The following is an 18,597-nucleotide window of genomic DNA, read 5'->3' on the forward strand; positions in this document are numbered from 1 at the left end:
ACCTGCGCAGGCTGCCCGCAGGAGCATGAGCGACGAAGATCGTTTCTTGCAGAAGGGGCGCGCAGCCGTTCATTCCTGGCAGGTGGCAGGCGAATCATTGACAAAAGGCGGGCGTAGCTTTACCATCGAGAATAGACTGCTTAACGAGGGGAGGAAAAGGCCCGATTGAACTGGATGGGAAATTTGCAGCAGCTCGGACGCTCGCTCATGCTTCCGACGATTACGCTGCCGGTCGCGGCCATCGCCTTGTGGCTCGGCCATCTTCCATGGGAAGCGATCCATCTTCCCGGGGCGCGGGACATTTTTCTTTATACGGCCTCGGCCATTTTCGCCAATCTGCCGCTCATCTTCGCCGTGGGCGTCGCCCTCGGTCTGACGGAAAGCGCCGGAATTGCCGGCATGTCAGCGCTCATCGGACATTATATGTTCAACGAGACGATCCGTCATTTTCTCGGCTCCTACCTTCAGCTCGGCGTGCCCGGCGGGATTTTGATCGGCTTGATGGCGGCCATTCTCTACCATCGCTGCAAGCATATACAGCTTCCTGAATATATTCAATTTTTTGGCGGCCCCCGGATGGTTCCTGTGCTGATGGGGCTGGCTGTATTTGTGCTCAGCCTTGTGATGATCCAGATCGGCCCTTTCCTGTCCTCCGGAATGCAGGCGCTTACGAACGCCATTCTCGGCCTGGGAGGCTTCGGCACGTTCCTGTACGGCATCATTCACCGGCTGCTCGTCCCGTCCGGATTGCATCATGTGTTCAACAATTTTTTCTGGTTCCAGCTCGGCGCCTACGATGCGGATGGTGAGCCGGTGTTCGGCGATCTGCCGCGTTTTTTTGCCGGAGACCCTGCGGCGGGCATTTACATGGCCGGCTTGTATCCGATCATGATGTTCGCGCTGCCGGCGATCGCGCTGGCCATCATTCAGGAGGCGAGGGAGGATCTTAAGCCGAAAATCCGGGCAACGTTCCTGACGGCGGCGCTTGCTTCGTTCCTGACGGGCGTCACCGAGCCGATCGAGTTTGCCTTTTTGTTCGTGGCGCCTTATCTGTTCGTCGGGCACGCCATTCTGTCCGGGGCGGCGATGTGGATCGCTTACGAGCTGAACATCCGCCACGGCTTCTCGTATTCCGCCGGGGCGATCGATTACTTGATCAATCTTCATCTGTCGAGCAACGGCTGGCTGCTGATCCCGCTCGGCCTGGCTTACGGTCTCATTTACTATGTGCTGTTCCGCTGGGCGATCCGCCGCTTCCGCATACCGACGCCCGGCCGGGAGGAAGGCTCGCCGCTTGAGGAATGGGCAGGCGACATTCCTTATCGCTCTCCGCTCATTCTGCAAGCGCTCGGGGGGAAGGAAAATATCAAGAACATCGAAGCCTGCATTACCCGGCTAAGGCTTACGCTGGAGAACGAGAAGCTGATTGACACCGTCGCGCTGAAGCATCTCGGCGCCAAGGGAGTCATCTCCCTCGGCGGCGGCAACGTGCAGGTCGTGTTTGGCACGTATTCCGAGCTGATCCGCGAAGAGATTATGAAGGTGCTGCGCAAGGACGTGCAGCGCATCATGTTCAGCTCGCCGATCCAGGGTCGGATGATTCCGCTCGAGGAGGTCCCCGACAAGATCTTCTCAGGGAAGCTGGTCGGCGACGGTGTGGCGTTTCTTCCGGACAGAGGCGAGCTTGTCTCGCCGGTCAAGGGCAAGGTGATTCACGTCTATCCGTCGCTTCACGCGGTCGGGATCGAAATGCAGGAGGGGCTGCAGGTGCTGCTGCATATCGGCATCGATACGGCTCAGCTGCAGGGCAAATATTTCACCGCATTCGTCAAGGAAGGCGATGAGGTGGAGCCGGGGCAGCTGCTTGTCAAATTCAATCTGCAAAAAGTAAAAGCGAACAGCAAATCGCTGGCAACGCCGATGCTGATTACGAATACCGACAAGGTCAAATCGTGGAGCTTCGCTCCGTATAAGGCGGTCAAAAAAGGGCAGGCGTCCGTCATGTCGGTTGTACTCAAGTCGGCGGCAACAGGGGGAGGGGACACGCTTGGTTGACGGCATTGGGGCTTCGTCCGGGATTGCGATGGGCAGGGCTTTCGTCCTGCCCGCCTGGGAATGGGATTTTCCCGAGAAGCTGATCGACGTAGCGGATCTCGCCTACGAGTTTGAACGCTTGTACGACGGCATCCGTCATTCCCGCAACGAAATCGAGCAGATCAAGCAGGAATTCGTCAGTGTGCTTGGCGAGGAACAGACGCAAATTTTCGATGCGCACCTGGCCATTTTGGAAGATCCGATCTTTATGAACGAGGTTCAGGGGATCATGCAGCGGCAGTACAAGGCGGCCGAGGTGGCCGTGAAGGAAGCGATCGAAAAGTTCGTCAACATGTTCGACCTGTTGGACGATCAGTATATGAAGGAGCGGGCGCTGGACATTAAAGACGTCGGCAACCGGCTGCTCAAGCATTTGCTCGGCGCGCTGGAGGAGACGATGCCGCCGAAGGATAAGCCTTATATTCTCGTAGCCAAGGAGCTATCCCCTTCGCAGATGGTGCATCTGGATACGAAGCATGCGCTCGGAATCGTCACGATGCTGGGGGGCAAAACGTCCCATGTGGCCATCATGGCCAGAGCGATGGGAGTTCCTTATGTCGTCGGCCTGGAGGGCAAGCTGGAGACGCCGATCCAGACCGGGGATTATTTGATTTTGGACGGCGATGAAGGGGTTGTTCACATCAACCCGGAGGAGTCTGTCATCCGCCAGTACGAGGAGCGGCAAAGCTCCTTGATCGCGATCCGCGAGAAGCTGCAGAAGCTTGCGGGGTTCCCGTCCCGCACCGCCGACGGCCAGCCGTTTCAGCTCGCGGCCAACATCAGCTCGGTCAGCGAGCTGGAGCAGGCGCTGCGCTACGGAGCGTCCGGCGTCGGGCTGTTCCGGACCGAGATTTTGTACATGGACCGCTCGACATTCCCCGACGAGGAGGAGCAGTTCCGCGTCTACAAGCAGGTGGCGGAACGGCTCGAGGGCAGGCGCGTCGTGATCCGGACGCTGGATATCGGCGGCGACAAGCTGCTCGATTACCTGGAGCTTCCGGAGGAGGAAAATCCGTCGCTCGGCTATCGTTCGATCCGCATTTCGCTGGACCGCAAGGATTTGTTCAAAACGCAGCTGAGGGCGCTGTTGCGGGCGAGCCATTACGGCAACATTCAGATCATGTATCCGATGATTTCTTCGCTGAAGGAGCTGGCCGCGGCCAACGAGGTGCTGGCTGAGGCGAAGCGGGAGCTGGAGTGGGAGAACCAGCCCTTCAATGCTTCCATCAAAGTGGGCATTATGATCGAGGTTCCCGCCGCCGTCATGATTTCCGACCTGCTCGCGCAGAAGGTCGACTTTTTCAGCATCGGCACGAACGATCTCGTGCAGTACATCTTGGCGGTCGACCGGATGAACGAGACGGTAGCCCATCTGTACGACCCGTTCCACCCGGCCGTTGTGCGCATGCTCAAAAGCACCGTGGACAATGCCAGACGCTTCGGCACGCATGTGAGCGTCTGCGGCGAGCTGGCCGGCGACATTCGCGCCCTGCCGCTGTGGATCGCGCTCGGCATATCGGAGCTGAGCATGTCGGTTCAGTCGATACTGCGGGTCAAGAACAGCCTGCTGCAAAGCCGCGCCAGCGAAAGCGCGCTAATATGGGAGGAGCTGGCCGGCTGCGGATCGAGCGAGGAGATTGCGCAGGTGCTGGGCAAATATGCGCAGCATGACATTGCGAGAGAGATCGATGCGGCTCCGCCTGCCCAAGGCTGACATAAGGAAAAGCTGCAAAATCCAACAAGCGGGAGGTAAGACAATGGAACTGAAAGGATACAAGGTGCTTGCATTCGTCGACGAGGAGTTCGAGGATTTGGAGATGTGGTACCCGGTACTGAGACTGCGCGAGTCCGGCTGCGAGGTGCACACCGCCGGCCTGCAGGCCGGCCGCGCTTATCGCGGAAAGTACGGCGTGCCCCTCGTAGCGGACCGTTCGCTGGATGAAGTGAAATCCGAGGATTATATCGGTCTCTACGTGCCCGGAGGCTGGGCGCCGGACAAGCTGCGCCGCTACGAGCAGGTGCTGCGGCTGACGCGCGAATTTCACGAAGCGTCCAAGCCGATCGCCCACATTTGTCACGCCGGCTGGGTGCTCGCCTCGGCCAAAATTTGCGCCGGCTTCACGATGACCTCCACGCCGGGAATCAAGGACGACCTGGAGCATGCGGGAGCGATCTGGGTCGATCGGGAGGTCGTCGTCGATCGCCACATCGTCTCCGGGAGACGTCCGCCGGACTTGCCGGCATTCACCCGCGAATTCGTGAGAGTGCTTGCGGAATATGCGGGACGATCCTAGAGGAGCGCCCGTGGCGGAAGGGAAGGCGAGGAGCGCGGCGCACCTTGTGCGCTGGCTGCCTGCTGCCGGCTGGATGGCGGTGATCTATTACCTGTCGTCGCGAACGGGGGACGATCTTGGCGGCTGGCTCGACGAAATTCGCTGGCTGGTCCCCTTCATGAAAAGCTTCGACTGGGGGCATTTTATCGCCTATTTCATTTTGGCGCTGACGTATTTGTGGGCCTGGAGACCGAAGCGCCTCACGCTTGGCGTGAAATCGGGCATCGTAGCTCTTTGTCTGCTTTACGGCTTGACAGATGAATTTCACCAGTCGTTTGTTCCGGGGAGAACGCCCGACGTTGCGGATTTGCGCAATGACGGAATCGGGGCCGCGCTGGCCATGCTCCTGATGTCCGTTCCTGCCGTATACCGCCGCTTTGCGCGGCTTGTCCGCTTTTTTGGCTGAAGCTTCGGAAGGCGGCGCTGTTCGCAGCCGGATGGCCGTCCCAGGCGCTTGCGCCAAATATTGCTAGAGGCTGCGGGCAGGAGTTTGCCGACGGAAAATCGAATGATTGTAATAAAGCAAACGTCGGCTGGTTTTACAAAGGAGTGGTATTTGTTGCATAAGGTTTGCCAGTGCGGCACGAATATGAATATTCGTCTGCGAACCGTGATTTATCAGAACAAAGTGGAGATCGAGAACGTTCCGGTATTCTCCTGCGATGACTGCAACCGAAGCGAGGTGTTCGCCGAGGTGAAGCCGGAACTGACCGGCCTGATCAAGCAGCTTGGCGCCAAGCCGGACAAGAGCCTGCTGCATTTTGAGGAGATTAGCGAAATCGCCGGCCTGATGCTGAAGGCCTCCGAGAAATCGCGGGAAGCCGACCCGGTGGAGAAGATTATCGAAGAGCGGGTCAATGAGCTGTTGGACCTGCTTCTGCTCGCCCAATCGCTGCAGGACGAAGCCTGGATGGCGGACGTCAGAGGGCGGCTGTCCCAAATTGCCAAGCACTCTTTATCCGCGCATGATTTATCTTGAAATCATTGGCGGTATCCATCGACAAAGTTTCAACACCGCAGGCGACGACCGATGACGAAGTTTCGTTCGTTATAGGCGTTTTGTCCTGAACGCGCAAATCATTGACCGCTTTCTCCCCGTTCGTCAAGCGGCGGAATACAGGGAAAAAGCGCGATGAATAGCCTCTGCCGGGCGGCAGTTGGCTTTTTTGCGTTTTTTTGGTACTATAATGCTAGGAAATGTCCAAGTTCATTGCGAAAACGTGCTTTTTGTCGTATGATAAATCTAATTACAAGGATCGTACTCTATATCTTACAATAATTGGAGAGAATGTCCGTGACTGTAACCATTTATGATGTAGCCAGAGAAGCAGGCGTTTCCATGGCGACCGTTTCGCGGGTAGTCAATAACAATCCCAATGTAAAGCCGCAGACGCGCAAGAAGGTCTTCGAAGCGATTGAACGGCTTGGGTACCGTCCTAATGCGGTTGCCCGCGGTCTGGCCAGCAAGAAGACGACAACCGTCGGCGTGGTCATTCCCGATATATCCAATTCGATCTTTTCGGAAGTGGCCAGGGGCATAGAAGATATCGCGAATATGTATCATTACAATATTATTCTATGCAACGCGGACAAGAAGAAGGAAAAGGAAATTCGCGTAGTCAATACGCTGCTGGAGAAGCAGGTAGACGGGCTATTGTTCATGGGCGGGGCGATTACCGACGACCATGTTCAGGCGTTCAAGACATCCTCCGTGCCTGTCGTGCTCTGCGCCACAGCGGATGAGAAGCGGTTGATCCCGTCGGTCGACATCGACCACGAGAAGGCGGCTTACGATGCGGTGAACGTGCTGATTCAGAACGGGCATAAGAATATCGCGATGATTTCCGGCACGCTTCAGGACCCGGCGAACGGTTTTGCGCGCTATCAAGGCTACAAGAAGGCTTTGGAGGATGCCGGCATTCCGCTGCGCGAGGAGTATGTGCGCGTCGGCAATTACCGCTATGAATCCGGCCTTGAGCTGACCAACTATTTCCTGGAGCTGCCGGAGCGTCCGACGGCGATTTTCGCGGCGACAGACGAGATGGCGATCGGCGCGATTCATACGCTGCAGGATAGAGGCCTCAAGGTGCCTGACGACGTATCTGTGATCAGCGTCGACAATATTCGCATGGCTTCCATGGTGCGGCCGCAGCTTACGACGGTAGCTCAGCCGATGTACGACATCGGGGCGGTGGCGATGAGGCTGCTGACGAAGCTGATGAATAAAGAGACGAAGGATACGGCGGAGCTCACGCAGGTTGTATTGCCGCACGAGGTTATTCATAGAAATTCGGTGGCTCATTTATAACGTGAGCCTCTTTCTTTTGTAAAGGACGCTTCCGTCCTTTCCGGAATGAATGGGAGGGTTATATTTGGCTTACAGCAAGATCGGCGTCATTGGCGCGATGAAGGAAGAAATCGAGCTGTTCCATGGGCATATGCAGCAGCCGGCCGAATCGGTGAAGGCCGGAATTACGTTTTTTGAAGGAGAATTTCAGGGCAAGCCGATCGTGCTGTGCAAATCCGGCGTAGGCAAAGTCAACGCCGCCGTGACCACGCAGCTGTTGATCGACACATTCGGTGTGGAGGCGATCGTATTCACCGGCGTCGCCGGGGCGGTCGATCCGTCGCTGGAGGTTGGGGATATCGTCGTATCGACGGAATGCCTGCAGCATGACATGGACGTTACGGCGCTCGGCTTTCCGCGGGGAACGATTCCTTACGAGGACACTTCGCTGTTCGTGGCCGACGAAGCGCTGCGAGTGCTGGCCATGGAGGCGGCCGGCGAGCTGTTTCCCGGCAGGGTCAAGGCGGGACGGGTGCTGTCCGGCGATCAGTTCATCGCCAGCCGGGAGACGGTTGGCCGGCTCTACCGCGAGCTCGGCGGTAGCTGCACGGAGATGGAAGGCGCCGCGGTCGCCCAGGTATGCTCGATGAACCGCTTGCCGTTCGTCGTGATCCGCTCGATGTCCGACAAGGCGGACGGCTCGGCGCATGTCAACTTTGCGGAGTTTACGGTTCAAGCCTCCGAGCATTCCTACCGCATCGTGGAACAGATGCTTCGGCGCCTGTAAGCGCGCGGGGCATCCCGAAATTCAAGTATGGTGCAGATGACGAAGGAGAGATTAGACGAATGGCTGTAACGATGGATCAAATCGTAGCGCTTGCGAAGCACAGAGGCTTTATTTTTCCCGGGTCGGAAATCTACGGAGGACTGGCCAATACGTGGGATTACGGTCCGCTCGGCGTTGAGCTCAAGAACAACATCAAGCGCGCCTGGTGGAAAAAATTTATTCAACAATCGCCGTACAATGTAGGCCTCGACGCGGCTATTTTGATGAACCCGCAGACATGGGTCGCTTCCGGCCATGTCGGCAACTTCAACGACCCGATGATCGACTGCAAGCAGTGCAAAGCGCGCCACCGCGCCGACAAGCTGATCGAAAATGCGCTTAGCGAGAAAAACATCGAAATGATCGTGGACGGGATGTCCTTCCAGCAAATGGCGGAGATTATCAAGGAGCACAATATCGGCTGTCCCGATTGCGGATCGCATGATTTTACCGAGATTCGCCAGTTCAATCTGATGTTCAAGACGTTCCAGGGCGTCACCGAATCGAGCGCCAACGTCGTGTACATGCGGCCGGAAACCGCACAGGGCATTTTCGTAAACTTCAAGAACGTGCAGCGCACGATGCGCAAAAAGCTGCCGTTCGGCATCGGCCAGATCGGCAAAAGCTTCCGCAACGAGATTACGCCGGGCAACTTCACCTTCCGCACCCGCGAGTTCGAGCAGATGGAGCTTGAATTTTTCTGCAAACCGGGCGAAGATTTGCAATGGTTCGAATATTGGCGATCGTTCTGCCGTGATTGGCTGCTGTCGCTCGGCATCAAGGAAGAGAGCATCCGGCTCAGGGATCACTCGGAAGACGAACTGTCGCACTACAGCAACGCGACAACTGACATCGAGTTCCGCTTCCCGTTCGGCTGGGGCGAGCTGTGGGGCATCGCCGATCGCACCGACTACGATTTGAAGCAGCACATGGAGCATTCCGGCGAAGATTTCCATTACATCGATCAGGAGACGAACGAGCGGTACATTCCTTACTGCATCGAGCCGTCGCTCGGAGCCGACCGCGTAACGCTGGCGTTCCTGATCGACGCGTTCGAGGAGCAGCAGCTGGAAGGCGACGACAGCCGTTCGGTGCTGCACCTGCATCCGGCCCTCGCTCCTTATAAAGCGGCCGTCTTCCCGCTGTCGAAGAAGCTGTCCGACGGAGCGCGCAAAGTGTTCGAGGACTTGGCCAAGCATTATATGGTCGATTACGACGAAGCCGGCTCCATTGGCAAGCGTTATCGTCGCCATGACGAAATCGGCACACCGTACTGCATCACATACGACTTCGAGTCCGAACAGGACGGTCAAGTGACCGTGCGCGATCGCGATTCGATGGAGCAGACGCGCATGCCGATCAGCGAGCTCAAGGCGTTTCTCGACGCCAAGATCGACTTCTAATACATTACCTGCAAGCCTCCAATGGACCCGCACGCAAGCGGCCGGCGGAGGCTTGCTGCGCTTGACGGCGCTGAAATGACAGCTTACCGTTAGCGGATCATTCGCCGAATCGCATCGGAAAGCTCATGCCGGGCGAGCTGCTGCCGGTAGCGCGTCATGCGGGCTCTCCATTGAGCAAGCTCGCTGCCGCTGCTACATAATGCATGGATTCGCTCTTCGACATGGCCCTCCGCCCAATCGTGCCAATGCACGGCCAAGCCGAGCCGCAGCAAATGCTGCAGATTGATTTCCTCCTGTCCCGGAAGCGCGTGATACACGATGATCGGGATGCCCTTGATCAGGCATTCGCTGACCGTGACGCCTCCCGGCTTCGTCAGCACAAGGTCGATATGATCATACAGCCTGTTCATTTCTTCTCTCGAACTGATATAAGGCAGCGGAATGACAAAGTCGCTGCGCAAGGCGGCCAGTTCCTCATACAGACGGCGATTTTTGCCGCACAGCACGATGTAGCGCACGTTTCCGCCTGGACTCGCTTGTTGAATAAGCCGCTTCATGAAGCCGGCTCCGAGACTGCCGCCGCAGACGAGCACGTTCAAAGGGGCGGATGCGCCGCGCGATTCCGCTTTGTCCGTGATATGGGGATGTACCGGGATGCCTGTGACGACAATTTGCCGTTCAGAAACTCCTCTCTCCAGCAGCATATGCTTGATATGCTGATCGGGGACGAAGTGAAGGTCGATGCCTTCGATGCCCCACACATCGTTGACGAAAAAATCGGTGTACACATTCACGACCGGAATAGACAGCAGTCCTTTTCTTTTCAGGCGGCTGGCCAAGTAGGAAGGCAGACAATGCGTGCAAAGAACGATGTCCGGTTTCTGCTCGCTCAGAATGCGCTGCATCGGTTTCAAAAAGAATAGCTCATACGAGCGAAAACGCGGTGAGGCTTGCTTGTGGCGATAGGCCGCATACCGGTATAAACGGCTGTAGGTGCGGGGAAACCGGTGAATCCAAGCGGTATAGAAGAAGCAAACGATCGATTCCAGCTTTCCGAGCGCGTAAGAGAGAAGCTCGGCTTTTTCGCAGACGATTGTCGGAGCTTCGCGCTGGAAGTAGGCGGCGAGCGCGTCGGCAACTTGATGATGGCCAGATGGCATGGAAAGAAGTGGCATAAGCAGCGCTTTTTTCAAGTAGCATCCCCCCACGAATCGATCAGTCTACAAGGTATGTTGACCGATTGGCGCGAAGATATGTATCACTTGCGGCGGCGCCACGATTTACCGCTGACAATTGCCTTCTTCACTGGAAACGCGATGGATTGCGCTGACGAAGGAAGCGGCGGAGAAGGCCAACATCGCCGCAGTGTAACGGCAATCGGCAAGCGCTTCCGTTCTCCTTAAAGTCCCTTTAAAATTTTGACGCAATTGGTGCAAAAATAAATATTAACCGCAGGCGTTCAAAGAAGGCGTTAAAGGGGAAGAGCGATGATGAATGTCAAGTCGTACGTTATCAATATTTGGAACATATTGGACCCGGTTTATTATTCGCTAACGCGGCTGACTTATGTCGGCCCCAAGTCGGACAACAACATTTTCCGGGTGAGGCTCACCCGCTTTCGCGGGCGGGGCGGCACGCTTGCCGACGGAACCGTGCTGCACAAGGGCGATCTGCTGCTTAAAATCCATCTGCACAATGTTGTTTTATTGCGCGGTCTTTCATCGATTCGCAACGATCTGCAAAGGGGCCGTTATATTTACCAGGCGATCGAGCGGTCGCTTCCCGGCATTGCCGATTATGTCCAAAGTCATCCCCAGTCCGAGCGCATCCGGGGCATCGTGGGCATCAGCACATTGAATAAAGGCTGCAAGCCTCTGGGCTTTGACATTTTTCCTATCGTCAGTCCATGGTTCAGGCTGTTCAAATGGTTGACCATTTTGCCGATTTATTTGCTCTCGGTGACGCAACCGCTCAAGACATTTAAAAAACAATCGCCCAAATATATCGTCATGTCCAAAAAAACGCTGTTGGAAAGATACGGGCACAAGCGTTAGGCCTGAGCAGAGGCAATTCGCGCAAGCAGGCAGCTGCTCCAGGCCGCGCTCCCCGCTGCCGTCAGCTTAAATACAGCATCGCCAACGCTTTCATTTGGCGGTTTTTTTGCACAATTTCCGTCCGGCGCGGCATCGGAACCCATTCTTCCGTCCGATCGAGCCAGGTGTCCGGCAGTTTCTCGCTGCTGTACGGCTGCCAGCGCTTCAGCCATTCGTCCGGGAGCGGCAGGTGCGGGCTGCGCCCGAGCTCGGCGAGCAGGGGGTGGGCCGACATTTCCAGCCACAGAAGGCTCCAGGCGCGCGGCACAACCCGCCAGACGTCGTACCCTCCGCCGCCCAGGGCGACCCATCGACCGCCGCAATGGACATGAGCGAGCCGGTGGATCAGCTGCGGCATCGCCCGATAAATGTTCATGCTGCAGTGAACGTGAGCGAGCGGCTCGAAGGCGTGGGCGTCGCAGCCGTGCTGGGAGACGATCAGATCGGGCTTGAAATGCGCCGCGGTTCGCTCCAGCACCTCGGTGAAGCATTCGAGCCACGATTCGTCCTCGGTGAACGGCTCGACAGGCATATTGACATTCGCCCCGAAGCCGCGATCTTCGCCCCGTTCGTTCACGGCTCCCGTGCCGGGGAACAAATATTTGCCGGTCTCATGAATGGAGAAGGTGCATACGTCTGGATCGGTATAAAAGCTCCACTGAACGCCGTCGCCGTGATGCACGTCCGTATCGATATACAGCACGCGGCACCCGTAGGTTCGCTTGGCATGCGCTATAGCGACCGCCGCGTCATTGTAGATACAGAATCCGGAGCCTTTGCTCGGCATAGCATGATGAAGACCCCCGGCCAAATGCAGCGCATGAGCCGTACGGCCCGACATGACGGCGTCGACGGCGGCGATGGAGCCGCCCACCAGCCGCGAGGCGATGTCGTGCATGCGCGGAAAATAAGGCGTATCCTCGGTGTCCAGGCCGAACGTTCCCGCCTTGCGTTGCCATTCCGGATTGGGGGACAGCGAGCTAAGCGCTTTCACAGCATTCACATATTCCAGGCTGTGCACGTACAGCAGCTGTTCCTCTGTCGCGATATTCTCTTCCGCGGTCAAGCTGTTCCCGGCATGTAAAGCGCCGACCGTCCGAAGCAGGTCGACGGCCGGCACAAGACGCCGCTGGTTAAACGGGTGAGTCTCGTGAAAGCGGTACTCCGTATACCGCTCGTTATAAATAAACAAGGCATCCGAGCAGGACGTCGAACGATTGTTGCTCATCGCTTGTGGCCCCCAATATGTTCTCAGTACATAAACCGCTGGCGAAAGCGCACCCGGTCGAATTGCTCGACGGAGGACAGCGGCACCTCTTTGCCGATTCTCACCATCAGGCAGTTGGCCGGATGCGAGCATATTTCCGGATCGTCAGTGGCAAACCAGACCATCCCTGCGCTTTTCATCAGCTTCTCCATCATATTTCTATACTCCCATACACTGAGTCCGCTGCTCTCCAAATCCCAGTGCCAATAATATTCGGTCGAATAAACGATATAACGATCCATCTGTCCGCCCTCGAACGCCAGCCGAATCAATTGTTTGGCCAGGCCCAGGCCGCGGTACTCGTTGGCTACTTCGACGGCGCCAAGCTCGATCAAATCTTCCATGCCGCCCTCCGACCATCGTTCCAGCTCATCCGGATAATGAAAAGTCACATAACCGACAATCAGGCGATCCTTGCGGGCGACCAGGATGCGGCCTTCAGGAAGCTCCGCAATCTCCACGAGCGCCGCGAACTGCTCCGGCGGCCTGCGGAAGGCGTCGAGCTCGGGATGCATGCTGTAGGTTTTGAGCTGCTCCGGCGGCACGGGCCCCTCGACGATAATCTGTAAGTTATTGCGCTCAACGGTTTTGGAATGATAAGTTTTCAGATGCTTCAATGCATGCTGCCCCCTTCGTAGCCGCGCCTTGTTCGTCCGCGGAGGAGTTCCCTCTATTGGAAGGCGTTCCTTTTCTCTCCTTTGATGGTACCAAAAAAATAGCCGCAGCGAAAGGGTTGTGCTATAATTAGCCGTGTGTTATACAATTATTAGGTTATATATTACCGCCGGTTGAAAGCGGTTCAATTTCTTTCTCCCGGATCATAAAAACGATAGGTATTAGGAGGTAGTCGCATGGACCGTACGAAAATCGAAACGATAGCACCTACGGCAAGCTCTCCGAACATGAAAAGCTATGAGGAGGAACGCGCTGGGTTCAATTGGGAATCGGTTGAACAAGCTTTCTCCTGGTCCCGGTCGGGCAAAGTGAACATCGCTTACGAGGCGATCGACCGTCACGCCGAAGGGACGCGCAAAGATAAGATTGCCTTGTATTACAGCGACGACAAGCGCGACGAGAAGTATACATTCGAGGAAATGAAAGCGAATTCGAACCGCTTCGGCAACGTCCTGCGCAAGCTGGGCATCAAGAAGGGCGACCGGGTATTCATCTTCATGCCGAGAACGCCCGAGCTGTACTTCGCTTTGCTGGGAGCGATCAAGATAGGGGCGGTCGTCGGCCCTCTCTTCGAGGCGTTCATGGAAACGGCCGTCAAGGATCGGCTGGAGGACAGCGGAGCGACGGCCATCGTGACGACGCCGGCCCTGCTGCCGCGCGTGCCGGCCGCTCAGTTGCCGCAGCTGAAGCACGTCATTATCGTCGGGGATCAGGTGGAGCCTGGCGAAGGGCGTGTCGATTTTCATCAGGAGATGGCCTCCGCTTCGGAGGAGCTGGACATCGAATGGGTGGACCGCGAGGACGGCATGATCATTCATTATACTTCGGGCTCCACGGGCAAGCCGAAAGGGGTCTTCCATGTTCACAATGCGATGATCCAGCAGTATTATACCGGCCGGATCGTGCTCGATTTGAAGGAGGACGACGTCTATTGGTGTACCGCTGACCCGGGCTGGGTTACGGGAACGTCTTACGGCATTTTCGCTCCTTGGCTGAACGGCGCGACCAATGTGATCCGCGGCGGACGGTTCAGCCCCCAGGATTGGTACAAGACGATCGAGAAGTACAAGGTCACGGTCTGGTACAGCGCTCCGACCGCTTTCCGCATGCTGATGGGAGCGGGCGACGAAGCGGTCAAGTCGTTCGACCTAAGCTCGCTGCGGCATGTGCTGAGCGTCGGCGAACCGCTCAATCCCGAAGTCGTGCGCTGGGGGCTGAAGGTCTACGGCCAGCGCATTCACGATACGTGGTGGATGACCGAGACCGGGGCGCATCTGATCTGTAACTATCCGGCCATGACGATTCGGCCGGGCTCGATGGGCAAGCCGATCCCTGGCGTGGAGGCGGCGATCATTGACGATGCGGGGAACATCCTGCCGCCAAACCGCATGGGCAACCTGGCCATCAAGACGCCTTGGCCGTCGATGATGCGCAAAATTTGGAACAACCCGGCCAAATACGAGGAGTATTTCCGGGTGCCCGGCTGGTATATATCCGGGGACTCCGCCTATATGGACGAGGACGGCTACTTCTGGTTCCAGGGACGCATCGACGACGTAATCAATACGTCCGGCGAGCGGGTCGGCCCGTTCGAGGTAGAGAGCAAGCTGGTCGAGCATCCGGCGGTGGCAGAGGCGGGCGTCATCGGCAAGCCCGATCCGATGCGCGGCGAGATTATCAAAGCGTTCATCGCGCTGCGCGAAGGCTATGAACCGTCGGAGGCGCTGAAGGAGGAGATCGCCAAGTTTGTCAAGGTCGGCTTATCCGCTCATGCGGCGCCGCGCGAGATCGAATTCCGCGACAAGCTGCCCAAGACGCGCAGCGGCAAAATTATGCGTCGGGTGCTGAAGGCGTGGGAGCTCAATTTGCCGACGGGCGATCTGTCGACGATCGAAGATTAAGAAATAAACCTCATGGCTATGCCAACATGATGCAGCGATGCCTGATCGCTAACGCTTCTTGAACACAAACAACCCGGCGTTCTGATGCCGGGTTGTTTTTCGCTCAATGGTCTTTTTCCTTCTTGAAGCGCACCGTAGCGGAAGGCTTCGATTCGCCGACGCTGTTCACCGCGATGACGCGGTAGTAGCCGTCGGCTCCGGCGGCGTAATAGCGAAACGCCGTGCCGCCCTCGACCGTTCCGAGCTCCTTGTATGTTCCGTTCTCCTTGTCGCTTTGATAGACGACATAGCGGCTTACGCTTTCCTTGTCGGGGTTCGCCTTCCATTTCAATTCGATCCCCGAGCCGTTCGCCTTCACGGACAGGCCGGTAGGCGGCGAAGGAGGAGCGGTAGGAGGGGCCTGCGGCTTGGCATCGCCGGAGCCGTCCTTCGGTTTGTTCCCCTTCGCCTTATCGTCCTGCCCGTCGCCCGCCGGGGCGCTAGGCTCATTGCCGTCCGGCGTCAGGAACATCAAGTCCACCGCCGTTCCATCCGTATAGGCCGCCTTGCTCGGCACCGATTCGTTGCCGGCCACATCAACGGCCGTGACATAATAGCCGTACAGGACGCCGGTAAGCGCTCCGCCATCGGTAAATTTCGTTTCGCTGCCGGCCATTACGACGTTGCCGTTAACCCTTTTGAAATCTCCCCGGTTTTCCGAACGGTACAGCCGGTAGCCGACGACATCCGGGCTCTCGCTGGCCTGGAACGTGATCGTGCTCCTATCCCCCGAATTGGTGGCAACCACCATCGTCGGAGGGGAAGGCGCCTTGCCGTCGTCCTGCCGCGGATCGGTCTCGGAAGGGGCGTCGCTCGAGTAATCCTTAGGGAAGTAGAAGCTGATCGGACGCTGCCGCGATTTGGGCAGCGACGGCATAATCTCCTGAATTTTCTTGAAGAGCTCGTTCAGCGACTGATCCCGCTTAACGACGACCTTCTCCGTCACGAAATCCGCCGGCGTGCTCTTCTGGGCGATATAATTGATGCCGTTGTATGTGATGATCGGCAGCAGGACCATCACGTTGTCTTCTTCCGTCGGCACATATTTCTTGTTGAAGTAGTCCGTCGTCAGCTTGCCGGCGCTTTTCGTCGCTGCGCTCGGCAGCTTGCCCGACAAGGAAGAGACGACCATGGAAACAATATTGTCCGGCTTATGGAACTTGTTGGTCGGAAACAGCTCGGGCTTCGTCTCGACGGCGGCGTTCATGATCAGTGCCCATATATTTTTGGCCCGCTGCCGGCCAGCCTTGCTCAGTTTATGCACCGGAGATTCGTATCCGGCCCATACGCCGACCGTGATATCCGGCGTATAGCCGATGAACCAGGCGTCGGCGTCGTCCTGCGTCGAGCCCGTTTTGCCGGCGATCGGAATTTTGCCGTATGCGTTGAATTTTTTCATCAGGTCCGTCGCCGTGCCCGAGGTGATGACGGTGCGCAACATATCCGTCATCAGGAAAGCCGTCTCCTCCGAGAAGGCCGTGCTCGGCTTAAGCTCATGCTCGTACACGGTTTTGCCTTCGGAATCGGTAATTTTGCGAATCAGGAACGCTTCGTTGTAGATGCCGTTGTTGGAGATCGTGGCGTAAGCGTTCGTCATCTCCTTGACGGTAGTGCCGTATTTCAATCCGCCGATAACGCCCGTCTGGGCGGCGTAATCTTCTTCCGTTACGGAAGTGATCCCCATGCCGCGGGCGAACTCCCACGCCTTATCGATCCCGACGACCTCCGTAAACAGGCGGATGGCCGGGATGTTGTAGGAATGGTTGAGCGCGTGGCGGGCCGTGATGAGGCCGTGATACCCGTCGTCCCAGTTCTCCGGAATATGGTATCCGTAGCGCCCGTCCTTGAGCAGAATCGGCACGTCGTCGATGACGGACGCGGGCTGAATCAGCCCCATTTCCATCGCTGGCAGGAACGCCGCGATCGGCTTCATGGTGGAGCCGGGCTGGCGGTACGCCTGGGTCGCGTGATTTAGCTGCTCTTTCATAAAGTCCCGGCCTTCGATCATGCCGAGGATTGCGCCGGTTTTGCTGTCCATCATCATCGCCCCGACCTGTTCCATGCCCTTGACCGGATCGTCGGGCGTAAAATTGTTCTTGTCTTTGGCGATCTCCTGCATCTTATCGTAAATTTGCTTGTCGATCGTCGTATAAACGTGATACCCGCCGCGGGTCAAGTCCGACTGCGCGCTTTTCAGCGCCTCGCTGTATGCGGCCGGGTCCGACTCGGGGGTCAGCTCGGGCTGCTTCGCCTTGAGCAGCGCTTTGGCCGCTTCCTTCTCCACTTCCATCATCAAATAAGGGTAAGTGTTGTACGCCTTCTGCGACGTCGGCGCAAGCGTCGCCTGCAGATCGAAGGCGAGCGCCTCCTCATATTGCTGCTGCGTAATCTTGTTCTCCTCCAGCATGCGGCGCAGCACAAGCTCCTGGCGCTGCTTGGCCCGCTTGAAGGCAGCCGGGTCGAAAATGCCTTTGCTGGTGAACGTCGAATAATTGCTCGGCTGCTGCGGCAACCCCGCCAAATAAGCCGCCTGGGCGATGTTCAGCTGGCTCAGATCGTCGATATTGAAGATGCCTTTGGCCGCCGCCTTGATGCCGTACAGCCCGTAGCCGGACGATCCGTTGCCGTAAGGGATTTTGTTCAAATAGGCGAGCAAAATCTCGTCCTTCGACATCAGCCGCTCCATGCGCAGCGCGAGCAAAATCTCCTTCGCCTTGCGGCTGTCGGCCTTCTCCAGGGTGAGGAACACCCGGCGCGCCAGCTGCTGCGTAATCGTGCTGCCGCCGGTCTGAACCTCCTGCTTGAGCAGCTTCTGCATAACGGCGCGCATCGTTCCTTTCAAGTCGATGCCGATATGCTCGTAAAAGTTGTTGTCCTCGATGGCGAAGACGGCGTCGAGCACCACCTGCGGAATTTCGCCTAGCTCCGCCAAACGCCGATCCTCCTCGGACCTTAGCTGGCCAACGACCGTATCGTCGCGAAAATAAACGAAGCCGGTCAAATCGTTTTCGCGAATCTGCTTCATCATCGTTTCCTTCGAGCGCACGGGATCGTCCTTGACCAGCGCGGTGACGTAGCCGAACCCCGCTCCTCCGGCCAGGAAGCCGGCGATGATTCCGATGATGAACAGCCATTTGACAGTGAGCCATATGTATTTGCCGGTGGCTAAAGCTATATTTTTAGCTTTGGATCCTTTTGGCGCTTCGACAGTCTGGTTCTCCTTATCTCTTTCGTTGTCCCAATCTTTCTCCTTTTCCATTAAGCATGTATTCCTCCTGACTGGAAAACATTCGCTCATATTATAACATAAAGCGACAAGGATGGACACGAACGATACGACCATTGACAATGCCGGGGGGCCTGTGGTATAAATGAGTTTACATTTTTATATCGACCAAATGCTTAGATGGACACGCAGTAGGGCGGGGATTCCAGCTGTCAGAGAGCCGGTGGATGGTGCGAACCGGTACTGGCCCCGGCGCCGAATTACGGTCCGGAGCAGAGGAAGGGAACGGCGGCTGTCTTGTACGGCCCGGCTCAGTAGCTTCCCGCCGGGTTATCATCGCCCGTTACCCAGCAGAGTGAAAGCTTGTTGTGCGCGCCTTTGGCAAGACGCATAAGACGCCATCGCGTTTCTGCCGCGACGCCGCCGGACAAGCTTTAATTAGGGTGGTACCGC

The 18,597-nt window shown here is 57.1% G+C and carries 15 protein-coding genes and 1 other annotated feature (1 of these 16 cut by a window edge); of the genes, 11 read left to right on the forward strand and 4 right to left on the reverse strand.

What is annotated here, in order from left to right; all coding sequences use genetic code 11:
* The first annotated feature begins 165 nt into the window (after positions 1 to 165).
* The 8 genes from F591_RS0105540 (at position 166) to F591_RS0105575 (ending at position 8,943) form a co-directional block, all read left to right on the forward strand.
* Positions 166 to 2,055, forward strand: a complete 1,890-nt coding sequence (locus F591_RS0105540) for a glucose PTS transporter subunit IIA (protein WP_019533594.1) — start codon at positions 166 to 168, stop codon at positions 2,053 to 2,055.
* Positions 2,048 to 3,808 carry a phosphoenolpyruvate--protein phosphotransferase gene (gene ptsP, locus F591_RS27465; protein ID WP_019533595.1) on the forward strand — a complete coding sequence of 587 codons (1,761 nt, stop codon included), beginning with the start codon at positions 2,048 to 2,050 and terminating at the stop codon, positions 3,806 to 3,808. The genes F591_RS0105540 and ptsP overlap by 8 nt, the downstream gene beginning before the upstream one ends.
* 43 nt (positions 3,809 to 3,851) lie before the next feature.
* The gene (locus tag F591_RS0105550) at positions 3,852 to 4,388 is read left to right on the forward strand and encodes a type 1 glutamine amidotransferase domain-containing protein (RefSeq protein ID WP_019533596.1); all 537 of its coding nucleotides are present in this window, start codon (positions 3,852 to 3,854) and stop codon (positions 4,386 to 4,388) included.
* A 10-nt stretch (positions 4,389 to 4,398) separates the two neighbouring features.
* Positions 4,399 to 4,833, forward strand: a complete 435-nt coding sequence (locus F591_RS0105555; RefSeq protein WP_019533597.1) for a VanZ family protein — start codon at positions 4,399 to 4,401, stop codon at positions 4,831 to 4,833.
* A gap of 153 nt (positions 4,834 to 4,986) precedes the next feature.
* A complete protein-coding gene (locus F591_RS0105560; protein WP_019533598.1) occupies positions 4,987 to 5,406 on the forward strand; it encodes a hypothetical protein in 420 nt (139 codons plus the stop codon).
* 309 nt (positions 5,407 to 5,715) lie between these two features.
* Positions 5,716 to 6,735 (forward strand): catabolite control protein A, encoded by a 1,020-nt coding sequence (gene ccpA, locus F591_RS0105565; protein ID WP_083935326.1) that lies wholly within the window; start codon positions 5,716 to 5,718, stop codon positions 6,733 to 6,735.
* Positions 6,736 to 6,799: 64 nt separating this feature from the next.
* The gene (locus tag F591_RS0105570) at positions 6,800 to 7,501 is read left to right on the forward strand and encodes a 5'-methylthioadenosine/adenosylhomocysteine nucleosidase (protein ID WP_019533600.1); all 702 of its coding nucleotides are present in this window, start codon (positions 6,800 to 6,802) and stop codon (positions 7,499 to 7,501) included.
* A 59-nt stretch (positions 7,502 to 7,560) separates the two neighbouring features.
* Positions 7,561 to 8,943 carry a glycine--tRNA ligase gene (locus F591_RS0105575; protein ID WP_019533601.1) on the forward strand — a complete coding sequence of 461 codons (1,383 nt, stop codon included), beginning with the start codon at positions 7,561 to 7,563 and terminating at the stop codon, positions 8,941 to 8,943.
* Positions 8,944 to 9,032: 89 nt separating this feature from the next.
* On the opposite strand, the gene F591_RS0105580 is transcribed toward F591_RS0105575, so the two are convergent.
* Entirely contained in the window at positions 9,033 to 10,037 is a 1,005-nt protein-coding gene (locus F591_RS0105580) for an MGDG synthase family glycosyltransferase (RefSeq protein ID WP_245580985.1), read from the reverse strand.
* On the opposite strand from F591_RS0105580, the gene F591_RS32620 reads away from it, so the two are divergent.
* Entirely contained in the window at positions 9,951 to 10,346 is a 396-nt protein-coding gene (locus F591_RS32620; RefSeq protein WP_245580988.1) for a hypothetical protein, read from the forward strand. The two genes, F591_RS0105580 and F591_RS32620, sit on opposite strands and share 87 nt — an antisense overlap.
* A gap of 84 nt (positions 10,347 to 10,430) precedes the next feature.
* Positions 10,431 to 10,997, forward strand: coding sequence for a YkoP family protein (locus tag F591_RS0105585; RefSeq protein ID WP_019533603.1), 567 nt, complete (start codon positions 10,431 to 10,433; stop codon positions 10,995 to 10,997).
* Between the two features lie 61 nt (positions 10,998 to 11,058).
* Here the strand turns inward: F591_RS0105585 and F591_RS0105590 are convergent, their stop codons facing one another.
* Together F591_RS0105590 and F591_RS0105595 are read right to left on the reverse strand one after the other, a co-directional pair.
* Positions 11,059 to 12,264, reverse strand: coding sequence for an acetoin utilization protein AcuC (locus F591_RS0105590; protein ID WP_019533604.1), 1,206 nt, complete (start codon positions 12,262 to 12,264; stop codon positions 11,059 to 11,061).
* Between the two features lie 23 nt (positions 12,265 to 12,287).
* The gene (locus F591_RS0105595) at positions 12,288 to 12,920 is read right to left on the reverse strand and encodes a GNAT family N-acetyltransferase (RefSeq protein WP_019533605.1); all 633 of its coding nucleotides are present in this window, start codon (positions 12,918 to 12,920) and stop codon (positions 12,288 to 12,290) included.
* A 234-nt stretch (positions 12,921 to 13,154) separates the two neighbouring features.
* Between F591_RS0105595 and acsA the strand changes: the two genes are divergently transcribed.
* A complete protein-coding gene (acsA, locus tag F591_RS0105600) occupies positions 13,155 to 14,879 on the forward strand; it encodes an acetate--CoA ligase (protein ID WP_019533606.1) in 1,725 nt (574 codons plus the stop codon).
* Between the two features lie 103 nt (positions 14,880 to 14,982).
* Here acsA and F591_RS0105605 read toward each other — a convergent pair whose 3' ends face one another.
* Positions 14,983 to 18,177, reverse strand: coding sequence for a transglycosylase domain-containing protein (locus F591_RS0105605; RefSeq protein ID WP_019533607.1), 3,195 nt, complete (start codon positions 18,175 to 18,177; stop codon positions 14,983 to 14,985).
* A gap of 135 nt (positions 18,178 to 18,312) precedes the next feature.
* Positions 18,313 to 18,597: a binding site (T-box leader), on the forward strand; it runs 26 nt beyond the window's last position.

The organism is Paenibacillus ginsengihumi DSM 21568 (assembly GCF_000380965.1).
Taxonomy (GTDB): domain Bacteria; phylum Bacillota; class Bacilli; order Paenibacillales; family NBRC-103111; genus Paenibacillus_G; species Paenibacillus_G ginsengihumi.